Here is a 21577-nt window from a genome sequence, read left to right on the forward strand (position 1 = left end):
TTCCGGCCCTCCTCTTTCTTCCTTGCGAGCGACCTGACCCATGCCATTGCCTCCCGCCCCCACGAAACGCGCCGCATTGCTCTCGCCGGACGCCATCGACGCACCCGCCCGTCCCTCGCACAGAAACTCGCGCCGTTCCGGCGATTCGCGCGACGACGCCCCCGCCAAGAGCGGACCGCAGCCGCTGGAGCTGTTCGACAACCTCGGCACGGAAGGCGGCGGCGATGCGCCGGCCGCGCGTCCGGCACGCCGCTCGAAAACCAAGGCTGCGCCCGCCCCGGCACCCACGTCGGCACCGGTGAGCGCACCGCAGCAGCCACAACAACCCGCGATGGTGCAGGTCGAGACGCGCGTGCCCACGCCGCCCCCCGCAGCCGCCACGCCCGCCGCGGCACCCCAGCCCCCGGCACGCCCCAAGCGCAAATCCACCGGTCCGGCCAAGCTGTTCGTGCTCGACACGAACGTGCTGCTGCACGATCCGATGTGCCTGTTCCGCTTCGAGGAGCATGACATCTTCCTGCCGATGATCGTGCTGGAAGAGCTTGACGGCCACAAGAAGGGGACGACCGAAGTCGCGCGCAACGGCCGCCAGACCAGCCGCACGCTCGACGCGCTGGCCGCCGCGCAGGACGCCGACATCGACAAGGGCTTGAAGCTCGACACCACCGGCCACCGTGAAGCCGGCGGGCGCCTCTTCTTCCAGACCGCCCCGCTCGACTACTCGCTGCCGATCAGCCTGCCCCAAGGCAAAGCCGACAACCAGATCCTCGGCGTCGTGCACGCGCTGCGCGACGAATACGCCAAGGACCGCCCGGGCAAGCCGAAGCAGGAAGTGGTGCTGGTGTCCAAGGACATCAACATGCGCGTCAAGGCGCGCGCGCTGGGCCTGGCCGCCGACGACTACCAGAACGACAAGACACTGGAAGACGGCGACCTGCTCTACGCGGGTTCGCTGGCGCTTCCGCCGGACTTCTGGACTCGCCAGAGCAAGACGGTCGAAAGCTGGCAGAGCGGCAGCAACACCTTCTACCGGATCAGCGGTCCGCTGGTGCCCAACCTGTACATCAACCAGTTCGTCTTCTTCGAGGCGCCGGGTGAGCCGAGCATGTACGCGCGCGTCACCGAAATCCGCGACAAGACCGCGGTGCTCAAGACGCTCAAGGACTACAGCTCGGGCAAGAACGCGGTGTGGGGCGTGAACACGCGCAACCGCGAGCAGAACTTCGCGATGAACCTGCTGATGGACCCCGAGATCGACTTCGTCACGCTGACCGGCACGGCCGGCACCGGCAAGACGCTGATGGCGCTGGCCTCCGGCCTCACGCAGGTGCTCGACGACCGCCGCTACACCGAGATCATCATGACGCGCGCCACGGTGAGCGTGGGTGAAGACATCGGCTTCCTGCCCGGCACCGAGGAAGAAAAGATGGGCCCCTGGATGGGCGCACTCGACGACAACCTCGAGTTCCTGGCCAAGGGCGACGGCGGCGGTGCCGGCGAGTGGGGCCGCGCGGCCACCAACGAGCTGATCCGCAGCCGCATCAAGGTCAAGAGCATGAACTTCATGCGCGGACGCACCTTCCTGAACAAGTACGTGATCATCGACGAGGCGCAGAACTTGACGCCCAAGCAGATGAAGACGCTGATCACCCGCGCCGGCCCCGGCACGAAGATCATCTGCATGGGCAACCTCGCGCAGATCGACACGCCCTACCTCACCGAAGGCTCCTCGGGCCTGACCTTTGCGGTCGACAAGTTCAAGGGCTGGCCGCACGGCGGGCACATCACGCTGGCGCGCGGCGAACGCTCGCGACTGGCCGATTTCGCGAGCGACGTGCTCTAAGTTCATCGGCTCCGGCCGACCGAAGCCCGCGCATGCGCCTGCAGCATCGCGGGCTTTTTTTCGTCCGTCATGACAGGCTACTGACAAGACGTTGTCAGGAGGCGGCTCGCACCATCCAGGCTCCTTCCAACGCAACGAACGAAAGAGAGCTCTTCATGACCACCCATGCCATCACCTGGTTCGAGATTCCGGTCGCCAACCTGGACCGCGCCCAGGCCTTCTACGAAACCGTGCTCGCGCGCAAGCTGCGCCGCGAAGACTTCGGCGGCAACCCGCTGGCCGTGTTTCCCTACGACGACCCCGCCACCGGCGGCGCGCTGAAGCCCGGCGCCAACACCAGCGCACAAGCCGGCAGCGGCATCCGCGTCTACCTCGACTGCATGCCCAGCATCGATGCCGTGCTCTCGCGCGTCGAAGCGGCCGGCGGGCAGATCGTGGCGCCCAAGTCGGCGCTGCCGCCGGGCATGGGCTTCATCGCCCACCTGCGCGACACCGAAGGCAACGAGGTCGGCCTGCACGCCCCGGCCTGAAACGCCATGGCACAGCGCAACTGGATTGCGGTCGCCAGCGCCGAGCATGCCCGGCGCGGCCGGGACCATCGGCCGCTCGGGTTCATGCAGGTGGGCCACGGCAAGCTCGCGCCGCTCAAGCGCGTGGCAGCGGGCGACCGCGTGGCCTACTATTCGCCGGCCACGGTGTTCGGCGGCACGGACAAGCTGCAAAGCTTCGTGTCGCTCGGCATCGTGCAGCCGGGCGACCCGTACGAGTTCGACATGGGCAACGGCTTCGTCCCGTGGCGTCGCGACGTGGCCTACGTCGCCGCGCACGAGGCGCCCATCGCCCCGCTGATCGAACGCCTCGCCTTCATCGAAACCCCGAAGCAATGGGGCTACAAGTTCCGCTTCGGCCTGTTCGACATCACCGACATCGACATGAAACTGATCGCGCAGACGATGAAGGCCGAGCCGAAGGCGCTCCTGTTTTGAGCGCCTTCGCCCTCCTCATCCAACACTTCCGGAGAAACAACGCATGGACCCCATCCGCCAACACCACGACGCCTTCCGGGTCTCCGGCCTCACGGCACGCACCACCAACCGCGAAGAGAACGACCCCGCCACCGCGCGCATCGGCGCACTGTGGAACCGCTTCTTCGGCGAGCAAACCTACGACTCGACGCCACACCGCACCGGCGATACGCGCATCTTCAGCGTCTACTCCGCCTACGAATCGGATGCGCACGGCGCCTTCGACGTGACGGCTGGCGTGGCCGTCTCAGATGGCGCGGACAGCGTCGCCATCGAAGCCGGCGACTACCTCGTGTTCACCGGCCGCGGCGAGATGCCGCAGATGGTGATCGCCACCTGGCAGCGCATCTGGCAGTATTTCGAGGCACACCCAGAAGTCGTGCGCCGCTACCGCAGCGATTTCGAAGCCTACGAGGGGCCGGACGCAGTGGCGATCTACATCGGAGTCTCATGAGCACACGCAAGGGCTGGCGCGACAGGCTGGCCGGCTACCCGAACCTGCCGAACGTGAAGGCCATTCCCCAGGCCATGCGCGCGCGGCATGGCGAGGGCACCATCGCCACGCCCTCGCCCGCCGAAGTCGAGGAGGCCATGCGCGGCGTGCCCGAAGGCCGGCTCGCGACCGTGCTCGGCATCGGCGAAGACATCGCGGCGCGCCACCAGGCCACCATCGGCTGCACCGTGACCACGGCCATCTTCGCCCACATGGTGGCCCACGCCACCGAGGAAGCCATGACGACCGGCGCCGGTCGCACGCCGGGCACGCCGTACTGGCGCACGCTCAAGATCGGCGGCGAGCTCAATCCCAAGTACCCGGGCGGCATCGAGGCCCAAATGTCGCGACTCGAGGCCGAAGGCCACACGGTGGTCCAGCGCGGCAAGCGCTACTTTGTCGAGGACTTCGCCCGGAAGCTCGTCGGAACGCGTTGATGCGACGCGCCGACCGCCTCTTCCAGCTCGTGCAGCTCATCCGCGGCCGCCGGCTCACCACGGCCGCCTTCCTGGCACAGCGCCTGGAGGTGTCCGAGCGCACGGTGTACCGCGACGTGGCCGACCTGCAGCACCAGGGCGTGCCGATCGAGGGCGAGGCCGGCGTCGGCTACCGGCTGGGCGCGGGCTTCGAGCTGCCGCCGTTGATGTTCACGCAAGACGAAGCGTCGGCGCTCGTGGCCGCCGCGCGCATGACCCAGAGCTGGGTCGATCCGGCGATGGCGCGCAACATCGAAACGGGCCTGGGAAAGATCCTGTCGGTGCTGCCACCGGCGGCGCGCGTGTCGGCCGAGGCGCTGGCGCTGTATGCGCCCGCGCTCGGCCTCGACGACGCCCTGCGCACCCGGCTGCAGACACTGCGCGAGGCCGTGCAGGCGCACCAGAAGCTGCGACTGCACTACCGCGACGTCTCGGGCGACGCCAGCGAGCGCACGGTGCGTCCGCTGGGCTGCTTCTACTGGGGCAAGGTCTGGACGCTCTCGACGTGGTGCGAGCTGCGCAACGATTTCCGCGGTTTCCGGGTCGACCGCATGGAGGCGGTGGACGTGCTCGCGACGCGCTTCCAGGACGAACCCGGCAAGACACTGGCCGACCTGCTGCGGCAGGTGAAGGCCGAGGCGGCGCGGCACAAGGAGTGGGCGCAGAAGCCGCCGGCCTCGACGCCCGGGCCCGACAGCGAAGCCAGCTGACGAGCCGCCCTGCGGTCAGTACTCGTCGTTGTTGCTGTAGCCCACCAGGTTCTCGAACTTGGTGATCGGCTTCAGGAAAGCCAGCTTGACGGTACCAGTCGGGCCGTTCCGGTGCTTGCTGATGATCACCTCGGCCACGCCCGGCTCCTTCGACTCCTTGTTGTAGTAGTCGTCGCGGTAGATGAACATGATGATGTCCGCGTCCTGCTCGATGGCGCCGGATTCGCGCAAGTCGCTCATCATGGGGCGCTTGTCGGTCCGCGCTTCCACGCCGCGGCTGAGCTGCGACAGCGCGATCACCGGGCACTTCAGTTCCTTGGCCAGCATCTTCAGGCCGCGCGAGATTTCGCCCACGGCCGTGGCGCGGTTCTCGTCGCCCGAGCTGCTGGTCGACATGAGCTGCAGGTAGTCGACCACGATCAGGCCCAGGCGCCCGTACTGGCGCGCCAGTCGGCGCGCATTGGCGCGCAACTCGCTGGACGAAAGGCCCGGTGTCTCGTCGATGTGCAGCGACACCGTGCGCAGCTTCTCGATGGCTTCGGTCAGGCGCGGCCACTCTTCGTCGCTGAGTTTGCCGGTGCGCAGGTGACCCTGGTCGATGCGGCCGATGGAACCCACGATACGCACCGCCAGCTGGGCGGCGCCCATTTCCATCGAGAACACCGCCACCGGCAGCCCCTCTTCGAGCGCCACGTGCTCAGCGATGTTGATCGCGAGCGAGGTCTTGCCCATCGAGGGACGCGCGGCCAGCACGATCATGTCGCCCGGCTGCAGGCCCGAGGTCATCTTGTCGAAGTCGTTGAAGCCCGTGCGCACGCCCGTGATGTCGTTCGGGTTCTCGGCCATCTCGGTCACGCGGTCGAGCAGCTCGACCACCAGGGAATCCATGCTCTGGAAGCCCTGCTTCATCCGCGTGCCTTCTTCGCCGATGTTGAAGATCTTCTGCTCGGCTTCGTCCAGGATCTTGTCGACCGGCTTGCCTTGCGGATTGAAGGCGTTGGTCGCGATCTCGTCGGCGGCGGACACGAGCTTGCGCAGGATGGAGCGCTCGCGCACGATCTCGGCGTAGCGCCGGATGTTGCTCGCGCTCGGCACGTACTGCGCGAGCGAGTTCAGGTAGACCAACCCGCCGATGTCGTCGGCCTTGCCGAGGTTCTGCAACTGCTCGAAGACCGTGATCACGTCGGCCGGCTTGCTGGCATTGATCAGTCCGCCGATGGCCGCGTAGATCAGCTTGTGTTCGTGGCGATAGAAGTCGCCGTCGACCAGCAGGTCGCCCATGCGGTCCCAGGCGCCGTTGTCCAACAACAAGCCCCCCAGCACGCTGGACTCGGCCTCGATGGAGTGAGGCGGAATGCGCAATTGCGCGATCTGGCGGTCGGCCGACGAATCATTGTCGGCATAGGAGAAAACGGCGGACATGGACTTCCCTTGCAACCCTGCATGCTAAGCCGCGCAGGGCGCGGCGTGTGTGGACAAGGTTGTTAATAAACAGTGAACTTCCGGTGCGGCGAGGTGGACAACTCGTGCGCAGAAAAGAAAAAGCCGCCCGAAGGCGGCTTTCTTGCGTCAGCGCACGGGGCGCTGCAGACGATCAGGCGGTTTCGCCGTAGACCGTGACGGTGATCTCGACGACCACGTCGGTGTGCAGCGAGACGCTCACGGTGTTGTCGCCGACGATCTTGATCGGACCGTTGGGCAGGCGCACTTGCGACTTGGCAACCTTGTAGCCTTGCTTGTTCAGCTCTTCGGCGATGTCGCCGTTGGTGACCGAACCGAACAGGCGGCCGTCCACGCCAGCCTTTTGGGTCAGCTTGACGGTCGAGCCGGCGAGCTTCTCGCCCTGGGCTTGCGACTCAGCCAGCTTGGCGGCGGCAGCCTTTTCGAGTTCGACGCGCTTGGCTTCGAATTCGGCCTTGTTGGCAGCGGTGGCGCGACGGGCGCGGCCCGAGGGGATCAGGAAGTTGCGTGCGTAGCCGTCCTTAACCTTGACGATGTCGCCCAGGCCGCCGACGTTCAGAACCTTGTCCAGAAGAATGATTTGCATGGTGTGTGCTCCTTCTTAGACGCGGTGCTGGTCGCTGTACGGCACCATGGCCAGGAAGCGCGCGCGCTTGATGGCGGTGTTCAGCTGACGCTGGTAGATCGCGCGCGTGCCGGTCAGGCGTGCGGGGATGATCTTGCCGTTTTCGCTGATGAAGTCACGCAGCGTGTCGATGTCCTTGTAGTCGATTTCCTCGACGCCAGCGACGGTGAAACGGCAGAAGCGCTTGCGCTTGAACAGCAGCGACTGGGTGTTGCGCTTCGGGCGCTTGTCTTTGTTGAATTTCTTGAACGTGGCCATTGGGGGACCTCTTGTCGAAAATTAATCTTGCTGAAAATCCTGGATGTGCAGGACCGGATGCTTGCCGTTGCCCGGTGTCGCGAGAAACCCCTGGAATCGCCAGAGACTTCCCATCGACTGCGCTGCGAGCCGCTCGGCGATGGCGCCGAACGCAACAGCCTTGAGGGCCGTCTTCACCTGCCGGGGCTTTCCCGCCTCCTGGAGCGTCGACTCATGGTCGAGCTTCAGATCGAGGGCGGGCAGGCCAGCTGGCGTGTATCGCAGGGTTCCGAGTTCGGCGACAGAGGCGGTCAGCAGAAGCTGGTTGACCCCGGTCGCCGTAGCGGCAGCCGTCACGCCATCAGTTGTTGTTGGCGGCGTATTCGGCCTGCTGGGCCTTGCGGGCCTCTTCGCGCTCGACCGTCTTCATCATCGACGAAGGACCGGTGTCGGCCTTCTTCTTCTGAACGGTCAGGTGACGCAGCACGGCATCGTTGAACTTGAACGCGTGTTCCAGTTCACCCATCACGGCTTGTTCAGCTTCGATGTTGACGCACAGGTAGTGGGCCTTGTTGAGCTTGTTGATCTGGTAAGCCAGCTGACGGCGGCCCCAGTCTTCAACGCGGTGGACCTTGCCGCCGCCGGCCGTGATCAGGCCCTTGTAACGCTCCAGCATGGCCGGAACTTGTTCGCTCTGATCCGGGTGGATGAGCAAGATGATTTCGTAGTGACGCATGGCACTCCTTGTGGATTCTTCCGTAGAAGAGGAAAAGCCATCCGCAGCGTCGGGCGCGGTATGGCAAGGCAAAGCCGGCGATTATAGCCCTGTCTTGCGCGATCCGGCAAGGCGCCTCAGTCGTTGAGGGCCTTGTCGAGGGCGGCCGCCTTCTCCGCGCCGACGGCGGCGCGGATCTTGGGCGCCAGCGCCAGGAGGTCTTCGTAGCTGGTCGTGCCTTCGACCTGGAGGTTGAGCCGGAAGCCCATCAGGCCCAGGCTGCCGGTCAGCTGGGTGGCGATCGGGTACGCATCCTTGTAGCGCTGTTGCCGGCTGCGGCCGGAAGAAACAGCCGGCGCCGGGGCCGCCGCCACGGCTGCGGGCGCCGCGGCCGGCTGGCCGTCCAGGGACGCCAGCAGGCCCAGCGCGATCATCTGATCGACCTCTTCACGCCCGATGCCCAGGCCCGAGCCCAGCACATCGTCGATCGAGCGCTTGCCGTCGAACTGGATGAAGGCCGAGCGCTGGCGCGGCGTCAACGGCACCGAGCGGTCCTTGAGGACCTGCTGTCCGGCTTCCGTCTTGACAAGAATCATGGGGGTCTCCGGCGAAGTGCTGACACGGGCCCTGATGGGCCGGCGTCGCCTCAGGCAGGCAGCCGGGGTGCGCCGCCTGCGAATGTCACGAGTCTGACACCGGAAACGCACTTTGTTTCATTTGCGCGAGCGGGCACGGGGGAATCCCCCATGGGGATTTCCGCCATTCGCCGCGGTGCATCACGCGGCGGCGCATGCCTTGGGGCATACCCGCCGCGCGGGGACTCAGCCTCGCTGGGCCAGCTGCTGCCAGGTGTCGATCACGCTGTCGGGGTTCAGCGAGATCGATTCGATGCCCTGCTCCGCCAGCCACAGCGCGAAGTCCGGGTGGTCGCTGGGGCCCTGGCCGCAGATGCCGACGTACTTGCCCTGGTCCTTGCAGGCCTTGATGACACGGCTCAGCAGTGCCTTGATGGCCGGGTCGCGCTCGTCGAAGTCGGCCGCCAGCAGCTCCAGGCCGGAGTCGCGGTCCAGGCCCAGCGTGAGCTGGGTCAGGTCGTTCGAACCGATCGAGAAGCCGTCGAAGAACTTCAGGAACTCTTCCGGCAGCACCGCATTGCTCGGCACCTCGCACATCATGATCAGCTTGAGCGCGTTTTCGCCGCGCTTGAGGCCATGCTCGCCCAGCAGCGTGGTCACGCGCTCGGCCTGGCCCAGGGTGCGCACGAAGGGCACCATGATCTGCACGTTGGTCAGGCCCATGTCGTTGCGCACGCGCTTGAGCGCCTCGCACTCCATGGCAAAGGCCTCGCCGAAGTCGGCGCTCAGGTAGCGCGCAGCGCCGCGGAAGCCCAGCATCGGGTTTTCTTCCTCGGGCTCGTAGCGGCTGCCGCCGATCAGCTTGCGGTACTCGTTCGACTTGAAGTCCGAGAGGCGCACGATGACGGGCTTGGGCCAGAACGCGGCAGCGATGGTCGCGACGCCCTCGGTCACCTTGTCGACGTAGAACGCACGCGGCGAGGCGTGGCCGCGGGCCACCGACTCGACGGCCTTCTTCAGGTCGTTGTCGACGTTCGGGTAGTCGAGGATCGCCTTCGGGTGCACGCCGATGTTGTTGTTGATGATGAACTCCAGGCGCGCCAGGCCCACGCCGTGGTTCGGCAGCTGCGCGAAGTCGAAGGCGAGCTGGGGGTTGCCCACGTTCATCATGATCTTCAGATCGATCTCGGGCATCACGCCGCGCTGCACTTCGGTCACTTCGGTCTCGAGCAGGCCGTCGTAGATGAAGCCGGTGTCGCCCTCGGCGCAGCTCACGGTGACGAGCGTGCCGTCCTTGAGCAGGTCGGTGGCATCACCGCAGCCGACCACGGCCGGAATGCCGAGTTCGCGCGCAATGATGGCCGCGTGGCAGGTGCGCCCGCCACGGTTGGTGACGATGGCAGCCGCGCGCTTCATCACCGGTTCCCAGTTGGGGTCGGTCATGTCGGTGACGAGCACGTCGCCGGCCTGCACCTGGTCCATCTCGCTGATGTTGTGCACGATGCGCACGGCACCGGTGCCGATCTTCTGGCCGATGGCACGGCCTTCGGCCAGCACGGCGCCCTTGCCCAGCAGCTTGTAGCGCTGCTCGGCCTTGCCCTGCTGCTGGCTCTTCACCGTTTCGGGACGCGCCTGCAGGATGTAGAGGTGGCCGTCGGTGCCGTCCTTGCCCCACTCGATGTCCATCGGGCGGCCGTAATGTTCTTCGATCACCAGCGCGTAGCGGGCCAGTTGCTCGACGTCGGCGTCGCTCAGCGAGTAGCGGTTGCGCTGCTCGGCCTTGACGTCGGTGGTCTTGACCAGCTTGCCGCTCGCCTTCTTCTCTTCAGGCGTGGCGAACTCCATCTGGATCAGCTTGGAGCCGAGGTTGCGGCGGATGACGGCCTTCTTGCCGGCCTTGAGGGTCGGCTTGTGCACGTAGAACTCGTCGGGATTCACGGAGCCCTGCACCACCGTCTCACCCAGGCCGTAGCTCGAGGTGATGAACACGACCTGGTCGAAGCCCGACTCGGTGTCGATGGTGAACATCACGCCGGCGGCGCCGAGGTCGGAGCGCACCATGCGCTGCACGCCGGCCGACAGCGCGACCACGTCGTGCTCGAAGCCCTTGTGCACGCGGTAGCTGATGGCGCGGTCGTTGTAGAGGGAGGCGAACACCTCCTTCATCTTGTGCAGCACGTCGTCGATGCCGACCACGTTCAGGAAGGTTTCCTGCTGGCCGGCGAACGAGGCGTCGGGCAGGTCTTCGGCGGTGGCCGAGGAACGCACGGCGAACGAGGCGGCGGGGTTGCCGGCGCTCAGCGTGGCGAAGGCCTCGCCGATGGCTTTCTGCAGGTCGGCCGGGAACGGCTGGGCCTCGACCATGGCGCGGATTTCAGCGCCGGCGGCGGCCAGGGCGCGCACGTCTTCGGTGTCCAGCGCGGCCAGGCGCTTGCTGATCTTGTCGGCCAGGCCGTCGTGCGCCAGGAACTGGCGGAACGCATGGGCCGTGGTCGCAAAACCGGTCGGCACGCGCACGCCCTGTGGCAGTTGCGAGATCATTTCGCCGAGGCTGGCGTTCTTGCCGCCAACCGACTCGACGTCGGTCATCCTCAGGTTTTCAAATGGCACGACCAGTGCGGTCGCCTCGAAAAGTGCAGACATGGGGAAGCTCCAGAAGTTGAAACCGGCGCTGCATGCAGACGGCGCAGCACGATCGTTGTCGTTGCTTTGGGTGCGGTCGCGGTGTGCATGGAAAGAATTCGAGGGGGTGGGGAAAGCGGATTCCCGATAATGGCCCGGATTGTAGGCGTGGCAGGTCGCGCGCGCCGCAGGACTCCGCCGCAAAAGCAACACCATGCATACACGCACTGTTTTCTTCGTCTCCGACGGCACCGGCATCACCGCCGAAACCTTCGGCAACGCCGTTCTGGCCCAGTTCGAGATGAAGCCGCGCCACGTGCGGCTGCCGTTCACCGACACGGTCGACAAGGCGCACCAGGCGGTGCGGCAGATCAACCACACGGCCGAGGTCGAGGGCGTTCGGCCCATCGTCTTCACCACGCTGGCCAACATGGACGTGCTGGGCGTGATCGAAACCGGCTGCAAGGGCATGCTGCTCGACATGTTCGGCACCTTCGTTCGGCCGCTCGAGATCGAGCTGGCCATGAAGTCGAACCACCGCATCGGCCGCTTCAGCGACGTCAGCAAGAGCAAGGCCTACAACGACCGCATCGCGGCCATCGACTTCAGCCTGCAGCACGACGACGGCCAGAGCCACCGCGACCTGGAAGGCGCCGACGTGATCCTGGTCGGCGTGAGCCGCAGCGGCAAGACGCCCACGTCGCTCTACCTGGCGATGCAACACGGCCTGAAGGCGGCCAACTACCCGCTGATTCCCGAAGACTTCGACCGCCGCCAGCTCCCGCCGGCGCTGAGCCCGCACCGCAAGAAGATCTTCGGCCTGACGATCCAGCCCGAGCGGTTGAGCGAGATCCGCAACGAGCGCAGGCCCAACTCGCGCTACGCCAGCCTGGAGAACTGCCGCCACGAAATCAGCGAGGCCGAGGCCATGATGCGGCGCGCCGGCATCCGCTGGCTCTCGACGACCACCAAGTCGATCGAGGAAATCGCGACGACGATCCTGCAGGAGCTGCGGCCGGAGCGGTTGGTCTACTGATTTGCTAGCTTTTCAGTAGCAAGCACCGCTCGCCCGACGGGCTATCCGAACAGATACTGCGTGACGCCGTCGGCGCCGGTCACCGGCTGGCAGGACATGCGCCAGACGGCCTCGATCAGCGCGGGCTGCAGCACGTCGGCGGTCGCCCCCTGGCACAGGCCGCCGGGTGCGCCCAGCACCACGACCTCATCGGCATAGCGCCGCGCCAGGTTCAGGTCGTGCAGCACGGCCACCACGCCCACACCCCGTGCCGCCCAGGCGCGCAGCAGGCGCATGGCCGAATGCTGGTGCGCGAGGTCGAGCGCGGCGGTCGGCTCATCGAGCAGCAGCCAGCGGCTCGCGCCGTCGGGGCGCGGATGCCAGAGCTGGGCCAGCGCCCGCGCCAGGTGGACCCGCGCCTTCTCTCCGCCCGACAGCGTGTTGAGGATGCGTGGCGCCAGCGCCGTGACGTCGGTCAGCGCCATCGCCTCGGCCATGATCGCGTCCTCGTCGCCAGTCGGCGCGCGGCGGTGCGGGTAGCGGCCGAGCGCGACGATGTCCTGCGCCGTGAAGTCGAAGGCGACCGCGCTTTCCTGCGGCATCAGGGCCCGGCGCAATGCCAGCGTGGGCATGCCGTGGTCTGACAGCGGTCGGCCGTCGAGCATCGCCCTGCCCTGCGTCGGTTCGCGCTGGCCGGCGAGCACCGACAGCAGCGTCGACTTGCCCGCGCCGTTCGGTCCGAGGATCGCGGTCACGCGGCCCGGCGTCAGTTCGACCGATGCATTCGCCAGCAACGTCTTCGCGCCGATGCGCACCTCGACGCCGGCGCACGCCAGCGCCCCGTGTCCCGTCACCGTCGTCATATGCGCCCCCTGAAATGCCGCAGCATCAACAGGAACATCGGCACGCCGATGAAAGCCGTGAGCACGCCCAGCGGCAGTTCGGCCGGCGCCATCACCGTGCGCGCCACCGTGTCGGCCGCGAGCACCAGCGCCGCGCCCAGCAGCGCCGAGGCCGGCAGCACGATGCGGTGATCGGGCCCGGCCACCATGCGCACCCAGTGCGGCGCGATCAGGCCGATGAAACCGATGATCCCGGTCGTGGCCGTCACCGCGCCCACCGCCACAGCGGTGATGACCACGGCACGCCGCTTGGTGCGCTCGACGTCCACGCCGAGCAGCGCCGCCTGCGCCTCGCCGAGCGCGATGGCGTTCAAGGGCGAAGCGAGCGATGCCGCGGCCCAGCATGAAAGAAGCACCGCCGCCCCCACCAGCAGGACGGCGCTCCAGCGCGCGCCGCCGAGGCTGCCCAACAGCCAGAACTGCAGGCTGCGCAACTGCTCGTCGGTCGCCATCACGCTCAGCAGGCCGAGGCCGGCGCCGGCCAGCGCGTTGATGGCGATGCCCGCCAGCAGCATCAGCGCCATGCGCGTGCCGCCCTCGCTGCGCGACAGGCCGTAGATCAGCAAGGTCACGACGAAGCCACCGCCGAAAGCCATGAGCACCAGCGTCCAGCTGCCGAGCGTGCGCGGCAGCATCGGCCAGAACGAGGCGCCCAGCACGATGGTGACGCCGGCCGCCAGCGCCGCGCCGCTGCTGATCCCGATCAGCCCCGGGTCGGCCAGCGGATTGCGGAACAGCCCCTGCATCAGCGTGCCCGCCATGCCGAGCCCCGCGCCCGCCGCCACGCCGAGAACCAGGCGCGGCAAACGGATGTTGAGGAACACGAGGTGCTCGGGCGACTGACTGCCTGCGCCCTGCCCCAGCGAGGTCAACACATTCCACAGCTGCGAAAGACTGATGGCGTAGGCGCCCGACACGGCGCCCACCGCGAAGGCTGCGACGAGCAGCACCGCGCTGCCGCCCAGCACGGCACGCGCCCCCAAGCGCTGGCTCATGCCAGCGCGGCCTGGAACTTGTCGTGCAGCTCGCCGATGGCGGCCGGCAGGCGCGGGCCAAAGCCCAGCAGCAGCAAGGCGTCCTGCGTGATGAGCGCGCGCTTCTTGTAGGCCGGCGTGAGCGCCAGCTCGGGCCGCTGCCAGAAGCGCTCGACGCCGCCGTGCGCCTCGATGCTCTGCGTGCTCGTGAGGATGATGTCGGGCGCCGCGCTGGCCATGGCCTCGGCCGTCATCGGCCGGTAGCCGTGGAAGCCGCCCAGTGCATTCACGCCACCCGCGAAGCCGATCACCGCATGCGCCGCGGTCTTCTCGCCGGACACCTGCGGGCTCGCGCTGTGCGAGAGCACGAACAGCACCTTCGGCTTGCGCCCCTTCGCGCCGCCGATGCGCTGCAGCACCTGCGCCCACTCGGCATCGAGCCGGGCCTGCAGTTCGCGCGCCTGCGCCTCCTTGGCAGCAGCGCGGCCCACGGCCTGCACCTTGCGCTGCACTTCACCCCAGGTGTGGTCGGCCTCGATGATCTCGACCTTCACGCCGGCCGTGCGGATCTGGTCGAGCACGACGGTCGGGCCCGACTCGTTGGTCGCGATGATCGCGTCGGGCTTCAGCGAGAGCAGCCCTTCGGCCGACAGCTGGCGCATGTAGCCCACCTTGGGCGTGGCGCGCGCCGCAGCGGGGAACAGGCTGGTTGTGTCGGTGCCGACCAGCTGGCCTTCGGCACCGAGCGCATAGACCACCTCGGTGATCGCACCGCTGACCGTGACCAGCCGCGGCAGGCGCTTGCTGTCCTGTGCGAACGCTGGCCACACGCCCGCGCCGAGCGCTGCAGCAGAAAGCAGGCGCAGCGCATCACGACGACGCGGCATGGAAGAAGAAAGAAAAGAGGAATCGCGTGTTTCAGTCATGGGGTCACGGACAGCGAAAGAGAAAGACGCGCGTCAGCCGCGCCGGGGAATGCTGTGCGCGATGCGCCAGAGCACACCGGTCGGGTCGGTCAGCGTGAAATCGACCATGCCCCAAGGGCGCTCGGCGGGCGGCGTGGTCTGCACGGCATAGCGTTCGGTCAGCCGCTGCGCCTGCACGCGGTCCCACCAGGCCAGCGCGTCATCGACGAGCAGGTGCATCATGAAATTCTCTGCGTGGGTCTGGACGTAGAAGTCCTGCAGCAGGAAGCTGCTCTCGCCACAGAAGAAGTACGCGATGCCGTCCTCGTTCGAGGCCAGCGTGAAGCCCAGGTCCTGATAGAAGGCCACGGACAGCGCGAAGTCCTTCGCCGGCACGAAGGCCTTGATCTCGACCACGCCCGGAACGGTCTCGGTACTCATCGCGCTTGCACCTCAGAAGTGACCAGCCGCGAGAGCTTGGCCACGATCTGACGCCACTCCGTGCGCTCGGGCACGCCCGGCTTGCGCGCCCCGAAGAACATCGCCATCAGCTCGCCCTCTCCGTCGAAGGCCTCGACCGAGGTCACGATGCCGTCGCTGGTCGGCTTCTGGACGATCCACACGCTCGCGATGCGGTCTTCGCGCAGGTGCAGGTTGAAGCCGGGGTCGAGCACGTTGAGCCACTGCATGCCGTGCATCTCCATCGGCTCGATGCGCACGACCGGCCCCGAGTGGATCTGGATGCAGCCGGGGCTGCCGACGAACACCATGATCGGCGTGCCGTCGAACGAAGCCTCGAGCAGCAGCTCGCGCACCGCACCCGTTTCGGCCCGTTGCGTGAATTCGCCTTCGGTGAGGCGAAAGCTCTGCTGGCGCTCGACGTCGAACTTGTTGAGCAGGCCGAAGAACTCGTGCGTGTCCTGCATGCCGCGCCAGGCGTCGGCCAGTGCGACCGCATCGATGGCACTGTCGTCGCGCGGCGCTGCCTTCTTCTCGGCGGGCACGAATTGCACCGGCGCATCGGGCACGGCGGCGTAGGTGTCGATGACCGACTGGAACGCGTCGCGGTCGGTCGCATCGCGCACGAAGATCTTGTGCACCGCCACGCCCTGCGGGTTGAAGAACTGCAGGCTCAGCGATGGCGGCACGCCGGCATTGGCCGCCGCCTCGCTGACCGCGAACCCCGCATGCCAGCGGCTGAAGAACAGGCGCAGGTCGATGGCCTCGCCCAGTGCGAGCCCCATCGCGTCGCTGCCGGACACCTTCTCGTAGACGCCGGTCTTCTCGTGCACCGTGGTCTCGTTGCGCGTGAGCGCCAGCACGGGGCCGCACAGCTCCAGTGCCTGCAGCAGCTCGACCCACGGCCCCTTCAGCCGCGTGGCGCGCAGCGCCTTGTCGTGTGCGCCCGTGTGCGCCGCGATGGCGGCGCCTTCGCTCAGGCCCATGGCCGCGGCGGCGTCCTTGTGGCGCATGCCCTTGGCGCGCAGTTCGGCGAAACGGGTGCGGATGTCTTCGGCATTCATCGGGTGTCCTTTGTTGTGAGAGAAGTGGCGGTGCGGTTCAGAAGTCCGCCACCAGCGAGACGTTGAAGCTGCGGCCCGGCTGGGTGTAGGCGTCGCGGATGGCCGAGGTGGTCGTCACGCCGCGCACATCGCTCCACATCCAGTAACGCTTGTTGGTGAGGTTGGTCACCGACGCGTTCAGGCGCAGGTCCTTGCGGATGCGCCACTGCGCGCTGATGTCCAGCGTGGTGGCCGCCGGCGTGCGGAACTGCAGGCCCGTGGTCACTTCGCTGCGATCGACGTCTTCCCACTCCTTGGCGCCATGATGGACCGCATCGAGGCGCACGCTCCAGGCCGGCGCCTGGTACTTGAGTCCGGCGCTGAACTTCTGCGGATCGATCGAGTTGAGCGGCCGGTTGTTGGTGCGGTCGCGGCCCTGCGTGCGGCCGTAGGCGAAGGGCACGGAGAAACCGTTGCCGTTCTCGGTGAAGTCGAGCTCGCCCTTGATCTCGAAGCCGCTGATGCGCGCGCGCCCGACGTTGACGGTCTGGTAGATCAGCGGGTCGATGCGCGGAATACCGCGCCCGCCCACGAGCTTGTCGTTCTCGATGAGGTCCTTGTAGTCGCCGGTGAAGGCGGCCACGTCGAAGCTCAGGACGCCGGTGCGCCCGCGCACACCCAGCTCGATGTTCTGGCTCTTCTCGGGCTTGAGGTTCGGGTTCGGGATCGTCTTGTAGCCCGAGATCACGTTCTCGAAGAAGTTGTTCACCTGGAACGCGTTGGGCGCCTTGAAGCCCGAGGCGTAGTTGCCGTACACGCTGAACTGCGGCGTGGCGCGGAACAGCACGCCCAGCTTGGGCGACACGGCCGAGCCCGACAGCGACACGGCCTGCGCGTTGAAGCCCGCCTGCTTCGCGTCGAGCGAGAAGCGGTCGAAGCGGATGCCGGGCGTGATGCTCCAGCGGTCGTGGATGAACTCGTCCTGGATGTAGAAGGCGCTCGAGGTTTCGCGCGTGTCAGGGAAGCGCTTGAGCGGGTAGCTCTCGCCGGCCGGCGGCACAAGGCCGGTCTGCAGGTTCTCGACGTTGGTGCGCGTGTAGTCCAGGCCGTAGGTGATCTTCTGGGCCCAGCTGCCCATGCGGATCGTCTTGTCGGCCTGCAGGCCGAACTGCCAGGTGTTCTCGTCGTAGGTGACGTCGCGCGTGCGGTCGGCCGCGGTGAAGCGGTCTTCGTAGATGTATTCGCGCGAGCCGGCCTTCTGGTAGCTCACGACGGCGAGCAGGTTGTCGGCCACCACGCTGTTCAGGCGCAACCGGCCTTCGTAGGTCAGGCGGTCGCGGTCGAGGTCGGTCTTGGCGTTGAGACCGATCACCGAGGTGGACGCATACGGCGGCTTGGCGACGCCCGACAGCAGGTTGTAGCGGCTGCGCTTCTCGACGTGCTCGAAGGTGAAAGCGTGGCGCTGGTCGGCGTTGGGCGTGAGGATGGCCTTGGCCAGCAGCGAGCGGGTCTGGTCGCGCTGCGGGTTGGGCGTGGTGCGGTCGAGGTTGGGCACGTTGAGCGAGCCCCGGTTCTCGAGTTCGCTGGCGCGCCCGAGGTTGGCGGACACGAGCCATTCGAGCACGTCGTTCGCCTTGCCCGCGAGCGTGACGCCGCCGCGCACGCCGTTGTCTTCACCGCTGTAGCCGATGTTCGCGCTGCCGCCGAAGGTCTTGCCCTCGCGCAGGAAGGACGAGGGCTCGCGGGTGATGAAGTTGACCAGCCCGGCCAGGCCGTCCGAGCCGTAGAGCGCCGAGGCCGGGCCCTTGATGATCTCGATGCGCTCGACGAGGCTGATGTCGAAGTAGTCGCGCCCGAACGCATTGGCGCTGAACACGTAGCTGCGCGGCGTGCGGATGCCGTCGGTCAGCAGCAGCACGCGGTTGCCGTCCAGGCCGCGGATGTTGAAGCCCGCGTTGCTGTCGCGCCCTGTGTTGCCCTGCGCCAACCCGAAGCGCGCCGGCGAGCGCTTGACCGACACGTTGGGCAGGTCGCGCACGGCATCGCGGATGTCGTGGATCTGCTTGCTCTCGATATCCTGGCGGTTGATGACCTCGATGCTCAGCGGCAGGTCGTCCCTGGCCTGCTCCGAACGCGATCCGCTCACCACCACTTCACCGAGCGCCGCGAGTTGCTGGGACCACGCGGGGGCGGCGGCCATGCCGAAGGCGGAGGCGATCAGCCAGGGCAGCAGCGCGGGTCGAGGGGAAGACGGTCGAGGGAAATGAGCGGCCACGAAAAAGGTCCAGGAAACAGTTGATGAACTGCTTGCTGGACCTTGGGGCGCAGAGGCTGCGCGAGTGACCTGGCTGGCAATAAGGGGCAGCGGTGTGCCCGTGTTTTTATTGTATGAGAATAATTCTCATCTTCACAACTTCAGGCACTTAAGACTTACTCACGCAGGGGCCGTCGTACGGATCAGGTGATCGAACGCACCGAGCGCCGCCTTCGCGCCGTCGCCGGCCGCGATGATGATCTGCTTGAACGGCACCGTGGTGACGTCACCCGCCGCGAACACGCCGGGCACCGAGGTCTGGCCGCGCGCATCGACGACGATCTCGCCGTGCTTCGTGAGTTCGACCGTGCCCTTGAGCCAGTCGGTGTTGGGCACCAGGCCGATCTGGATGAACACGCCTTCGAGCTCGACCTTCTTCAGTTCGCCCGATGCGCGGTCCTTGTAGACCAGGCCGTTGACCTTCTGGTCGCCGGTGATCTCGGTGGTTTGCGCGTTGGTGAAGATGTCGACGTTCTTCAGGCTCTTGAGCTTGCGCTGCAGCACGGCATCGGCACGCAGTTGCGTGTCGAACTCGATCAGCGTCACGTGGCCGACGATGCCGGCCAGGTCGATGGCGGCTTCGACACCCGAGTTGCCGCCGCCGATCACCGCCACGCGCTTGCCCTTGAACAGCGGACCGTCGCAGTGCGGGCAGTAGGCCACGCCCTTGTTCTTGAACTCGTGCTCGCCCGGCACGTTGATGTTGCGCCAGCGGGCACCGGTCGAGATGATGACGGTCTTGCTCTTGAGCGATGCGCCGCTTTCGAGCTGCACCTCGATCAGGTCCTTGCCCGGCACCAGCGCCTTGGCGCGCTGCAGGTTCATGATGTCGACGTCGTAGTCGCGCACATGCTCTTCGAGGGCGTGGGCGAACTTCGGGCCTTCGGTTTCCTTGATCGAGATGAAGTTCTCGATGCCCAGCGTGTCGAGCACCTGGCCGCCGAAGCGCTCCGAGGCGACGCCCGTGCGGATGCCCTTGCGCGCGGCGTACACGGCGGCTGCGGCACCGGCGGGCCCACCGCCGACGATCAGCACGTCGAACGCGTCCTTGGCGGCGATCTTCGCGGCTTCGCGCTCGACGCCGCTGGTGTCGATCTTGGCGAGGATTTCTTCCAGGCTCATGCGGCCCTGGCCGAACTCGGTGCCGTTCAGGAACACGGTCGGCACGGCCATGATCTGGCGTTCCTTGACTTCGTCCTGGAAGGTGCCGCCCTCGATCATCGTGGTGCGGATGCGCGGGTTCTGGATGGCCATCAGGTTCAGCGCCTGGACCACGTCGGGGCAGTTGTGGCAGGTGAGCGAGACGTAGATCTCGAACTCGAAGTCGCCGTCGAGCGCCTTGATCTGGTCGAGCACGGCCTGCTCGACCTTGGGTGGGTAGCCGCCGATCTGCAGCAGCGCAAGGATCAGCGACGTGAATTCATGGCCCATCGGCAGGCCGGCAAAGCGCGGGCCGTGGTTTTCGCTCGGGCGGTTGACCGAGAACGAGGGCTTGCGGTGGTTGTCGTCGCGGCTTTCGGTCAGCGTGACCAGCGGCGAGACTTCGGCCACGTCCTTCAGCAGCGACAGCATTTCGCCCGAAGCCTTGCTGTCGTCGAGCGAGGCAACGATCTCGATCGGCTGCGTGGCGCGCTCGAGGTAACTCTTCAATTGGGCTTTGGTGCTGGCGTCAAGCATGAGGGACTCACTTTCGATATCTGAAAACTATCAACTGGGGACAAAAAAAGCCCGGGGCCTCGTGAGCGCCGGGCTTTGCGCGGGGCGCTTAGATCTTGCCGACGAGGTCGAACGACGGAGCGATGGTCTTGTCGCCGTCATTCCACTTGGCCGGGCAGACTTCGTTCGGGTGCTCGGCGGTGTAGACCGCTGCCTTGAGCTTGCGCAGGGTTTCCTTGACGTCGCGGGCGATTTCGTTGGAGTGCACTTCGGCGGTCTTGATGATGCCGTCGGGGTTGATCACGAAGGTGCCGCGCAGTGCCAGGCCTTCTTCGGGGATGTGCACGCCGAACGCGTTGGTCAGCGTGTGGGTCGGGTCGCCCACCAGGGGGAACTTGGCCTTGCCGACAGCCGGCGACGTGTCGTGCCAGACCTTGTGCGAGAAGTGCGTGTCGGTGGTCACGATGTAGACCTCGGCACCCAGCTTCTGGAACTCGGGGTAGTGGTCGGCCGCGTCTTCGACTTCGGTCGGGCAGTTGAAGGTGAAGGCCGCCGGCATGAAGATCAGCACAGACCACTTGCCCTTGAGCGTCTCGTCGGACACATCGATGAACTTGCCGTTGAGGTAGGCCTGGGTCTTGAAGGGTTGGACTGCGGTGTTGATCAGGGACATGTGATTCCTTGGATGCTGCGGTTGGAAAAATAAGTGCGAGCCATGAGTATAACTACCAATATATTGTTTTTGATAGATATCAACTATTGAAAGTATTGGAACCCGCTATGTTTGCCATCGCGCCGCGCATCGCCTTGCGTCAGGTCAATACGAACGTGTATCACCATCACACGCATGCAGACCGGCGCAGCATGGGTTTGCTTGCAAGCGCGTGTTCGCCCCTCCGACAATCACCGCTTTCAGAACAAGGAAAATAATCATGAAGGGCGACCCCAAAGTCATCGAACACCTGCAGGCGCAGCTCAAGAACGAGCTGACCGCGATCAACCAGTACTTCCTCCACTACCGCATGCTCAAGCACTGGGGCCTGGACAAGCTGGCGAAGAAGGAATACGAAGAATCCATCGGCGAGATGAAGCACGCCGACAAGCTCATGGACCGCATCTTCATGCTCGACGGCCTGCCCAACCTGCAGGACCTGGGCAAGCTGAACATCGGCGAAGACGTGCCCGAGCTGCTGCGCTGCGACCTCGGCGCCGAAACCGGCGCGCAGGCGACCATCAAGGACGGCATCGCGCATTGCGAATCGGTGCGCGACTATGTCTCGCGCGACCTGCTGCAAGAGATCCTGGACGACACCGAGGAGCACATCGACTTCCTCGAGACGCAGATCGACCTGATCGACCGCGTCGGCCTGCAGAACTACCTGCAGCTGCAGGTGGGCGAGCTCGAGTAAACGCTGCAACCGCATTGCAAACAAACGGGGCTTCGGCCCCGTTTTTTATTGCTCTTTACTTAACTTTATCCGCACTGAATAGCAGTCATTCTCATCTGCGCGACTACAATTCGCGCTT

23 protein-coding genes are annotated in these 21577 nt (G+C 66.3%); 8 read left to right on the forward strand and 15 right to left on the reverse strand.

Annotated elements, in window-relative coordinates; genetic code table 11:
• The first annotated feature begins 40 nt into the window (after positions 1-40).
• The 6 genes from AC3WQM_RS19570 to AC3WQM_RS19595 all read left to right on the forward strand — a co-directional run bounded on the left by AC3WQM_RS19570 (position 41) and on the right by AC3WQM_RS19595 (position 4547).
• Positions 41-1843: a PhoH family protein gene (locus tag AC3WQM_RS19570; protein ID WP_492681010.1), complete on the forward strand. Its 1803-nt coding sequence runs from the start codon at positions 41-43 to the stop codon at positions 1841-1843.
• 155 nt (positions 1844-1998) lie between these two features.
• Complete coding sequence (locus AC3WQM_RS19575; RefSeq protein ID WP_062473002.1) at positions 1999-2373, forward strand: VOC family protein; 375 nt, start codon at positions 1999-2001, stop codon at positions 2371-2373.
• A gap of 6 nt (positions 2374-2379) precedes the next feature.
• Complete coding sequence (locus tag AC3WQM_RS19580; RefSeq protein WP_099796226.1) at positions 2380-2829, forward strand: EVE domain-containing protein; 450 nt, start codon at positions 2380-2382, stop codon at positions 2827-2829.
• A 43-nt stretch (positions 2830-2872) separates the two neighbouring features.
• The gene (locus AC3WQM_RS19585; RefSeq protein WP_492681012.1) at positions 2873-3322 is read left to right on the forward strand and encodes a GyrI-like domain-containing protein; all 450 of its coding nucleotides are present in this window, start codon (positions 2873-2875) and stop codon (positions 3320-3322) included.
• Positions 3319-3798: an MGMT family protein gene (locus AC3WQM_RS19590; protein WP_492681014.1), complete on the forward strand. Its 480-nt coding sequence runs from the start codon at positions 3319-3321 to the stop codon at positions 3796-3798. Before AC3WQM_RS19585 ends, AC3WQM_RS19590 begins: the two co-directional genes overlap by 4 nt.
• Positions 3798-4547: a helix-turn-helix transcriptional regulator gene (locus tag AC3WQM_RS19595; protein WP_492681016.1), complete on the forward strand. Its 750-nt coding sequence runs from the start codon at positions 3798-3800 to the stop codon at positions 4545-4547. Before AC3WQM_RS19590 ends, AC3WQM_RS19595 begins: the two co-directional genes overlap by 1 nt.
• A gap of 15 nt (positions 4548-4562) precedes the next feature.
• Here the strand turns inward: AC3WQM_RS19595 and dnaB are convergent, their stop codons facing one another.
• The 7 genes from dnaB to ppsA form a co-directional block, all read right to left on the reverse strand.
• Positions 4563-5969, reverse strand: a complete 1407-nt coding sequence (gene dnaB, locus AC3WQM_RS19600; RefSeq protein WP_056583115.1) for a replicative DNA helicase — start codon at positions 5967-5969, stop codon at positions 4563-4565.
• A 172-nt stretch (positions 5970-6141) separates the two neighbouring features.
• A complete protein-coding gene (gene rplI / locus AC3WQM_RS19605; protein WP_489057418.1) occupies positions 6142-6594 on the reverse strand; it encodes a 50S ribosomal protein L9 in 453 nt (150 codons plus the stop codon).
• Positions 6595-6609: 15 nt separating this feature from the next.
• Positions 6610-6891, reverse strand: a complete 282-nt coding sequence (rpsR, locus tag AC3WQM_RS19610) for a 30S ribosomal protein S18 (RefSeq protein WP_007830781.1) — start codon at positions 6889-6891, stop codon at positions 6610-6612.
• A gap of 21 nt (positions 6892-6912) precedes the next feature.
• A complete protein-coding gene (priB, locus tag AC3WQM_RS19615) occupies positions 6913-7227 on the reverse strand; it encodes a primosomal replication protein N (protein ID WP_492681018.1) in 315 nt (104 codons plus the stop codon).
• Positions 7228-7231: 4 nt separating this feature from the next.
• Complete coding sequence (rpsF, locus tag AC3WQM_RS19620; protein ID WP_062473016.1) at positions 7232-7606, reverse strand: 30S ribosomal protein S6; 375 nt, start codon at positions 7604-7606, stop codon at positions 7232-7234.
• A 116-nt stretch (positions 7607-7722) separates the two neighbouring features.
• The gene (locus AC3WQM_RS19625; protein WP_492681020.1) at positions 7723-8181 is read right to left on the reverse strand and encodes a hypothetical protein; all 459 of its coding nucleotides are present in this window, start codon (positions 8179-8181) and stop codon (positions 7723-7725) included.
• Positions 8182-8406: 225 nt separating this feature from the next.
• Entirely contained in the window at positions 8407-10803 is a 2397-nt protein-coding gene (gene ppsA / locus AC3WQM_RS19630; protein WP_492681022.1) for a phosphoenolpyruvate synthase, read from the reverse strand.
• Between the two features lie 193 nt (positions 10804-10996).
• Here ppsA and ppsR point away from each other — a divergent pair, with 193 nt between their 5' ends.
• Positions 10997-11818 carry a posphoenolpyruvate synthetase regulatory kinase/phosphorylase PpsR gene (ppsR, locus tag AC3WQM_RS19635; protein WP_062473023.1) on the forward strand — a complete coding sequence of 274 codons (822 nt, stop codon included), beginning with the start codon at positions 10997-10999 and terminating at the stop codon, positions 11816-11818.
• 41 nt (positions 11819-11859) lie between these two features.
• On the opposite strand, the gene AC3WQM_RS19640 is transcribed toward ppsR, so the two are convergent.
• From AC3WQM_RS19640 to ahpC, 8 genes are all read right to left on the reverse strand, one after another.
• On the reverse strand, positions 11860-12660 hold the full coding sequence (locus AC3WQM_RS19640) for a heme ABC transporter ATP-binding protein (RefSeq protein WP_492681024.1): 801 nt from the start codon (positions 12658-12660) through the stop codon (positions 11860-11862).
• Positions 12657-13694, reverse strand: a complete 1038-nt coding sequence (locus AC3WQM_RS19645; RefSeq protein WP_492681026.1) for a FecCD family ABC transporter permease — start codon at positions 13692-13694, stop codon at positions 12657-12659. The genes AC3WQM_RS19640 and AC3WQM_RS19645 overlap by 4 nt, the downstream gene beginning before the upstream one ends.
• Entirely contained in the window at positions 13691-14560 is an 870-nt protein-coding gene (locus AC3WQM_RS19650; protein ID WP_492681028.1) for a heme/hemin ABC transporter substrate-binding protein, read from the reverse strand. Before AC3WQM_RS19650 ends, AC3WQM_RS19645 begins: the two co-directional genes overlap by 4 nt.
• A 72-nt stretch (positions 14561-14632) precedes the next feature.
• The gene (locus AC3WQM_RS19655; RefSeq protein WP_492681030.1) at positions 14633-15019 is read right to left on the reverse strand and encodes a VOC family protein; all 387 of its coding nucleotides are present in this window, start codon (positions 15017-15019) and stop codon (positions 14633-14635) included.
• Positions 15016-16101: a hemin-degrading factor gene (locus AC3WQM_RS19660; RefSeq protein ID WP_492681032.1), complete on the reverse strand. Its 1086-nt coding sequence runs from the start codon at positions 16099-16101 to the stop codon at positions 15016-15018. The genes AC3WQM_RS19655 and AC3WQM_RS19660 overlap by 4 nt, the downstream gene beginning before the upstream one ends.
• A 37-nt stretch (positions 16102-16138) precedes the next feature.
• The gene (locus AC3WQM_RS19665; RefSeq protein ID WP_492681034.1) at positions 16139-18355 is read right to left on the reverse strand and encodes a TonB-dependent hemoglobin/transferrin/lactoferrin family receptor; all 2217 of its coding nucleotides are present in this window, start codon (positions 18353-18355) and stop codon (positions 16139-16141) included.
• 159 nt (positions 18356-18514) lie between these two features.
• Positions 18515-20071 (reverse strand): alkyl hydroperoxide reductase subunit F, encoded by a 1557-nt coding sequence (gene ahpF / locus AC3WQM_RS19670; RefSeq protein WP_062473035.1) that lies wholly within the window; start codon positions 20069-20071, stop codon positions 18515-18517.
• 88 nt (positions 20072-20159) lie between these two features.
• A complete protein-coding gene (gene ahpC, locus AC3WQM_RS19675; RefSeq protein WP_062473036.1) occupies positions 20160-20723 on the reverse strand; it encodes an alkyl hydroperoxide reductase subunit C in 564 nt (187 codons plus the stop codon).
• A 259-nt stretch (positions 20724-20982) separates the two neighbouring features.
• Between ahpC and bfr the strand changes: the two genes are divergently transcribed.
• Positions 20983-21459: a bacterioferritin gene (gene bfr / locus AC3WQM_RS19680; RefSeq protein ID WP_062473038.1), complete on the forward strand. Its 477-nt coding sequence runs from the start codon at positions 20983-20985 to the stop codon at positions 21457-21459.
• Positions 21460-21577 lie beyond the last annotated feature (118 nt).

It is taken from the genome of Variovorax sp. FW301-JW7, from assembly GCF_058788795.1.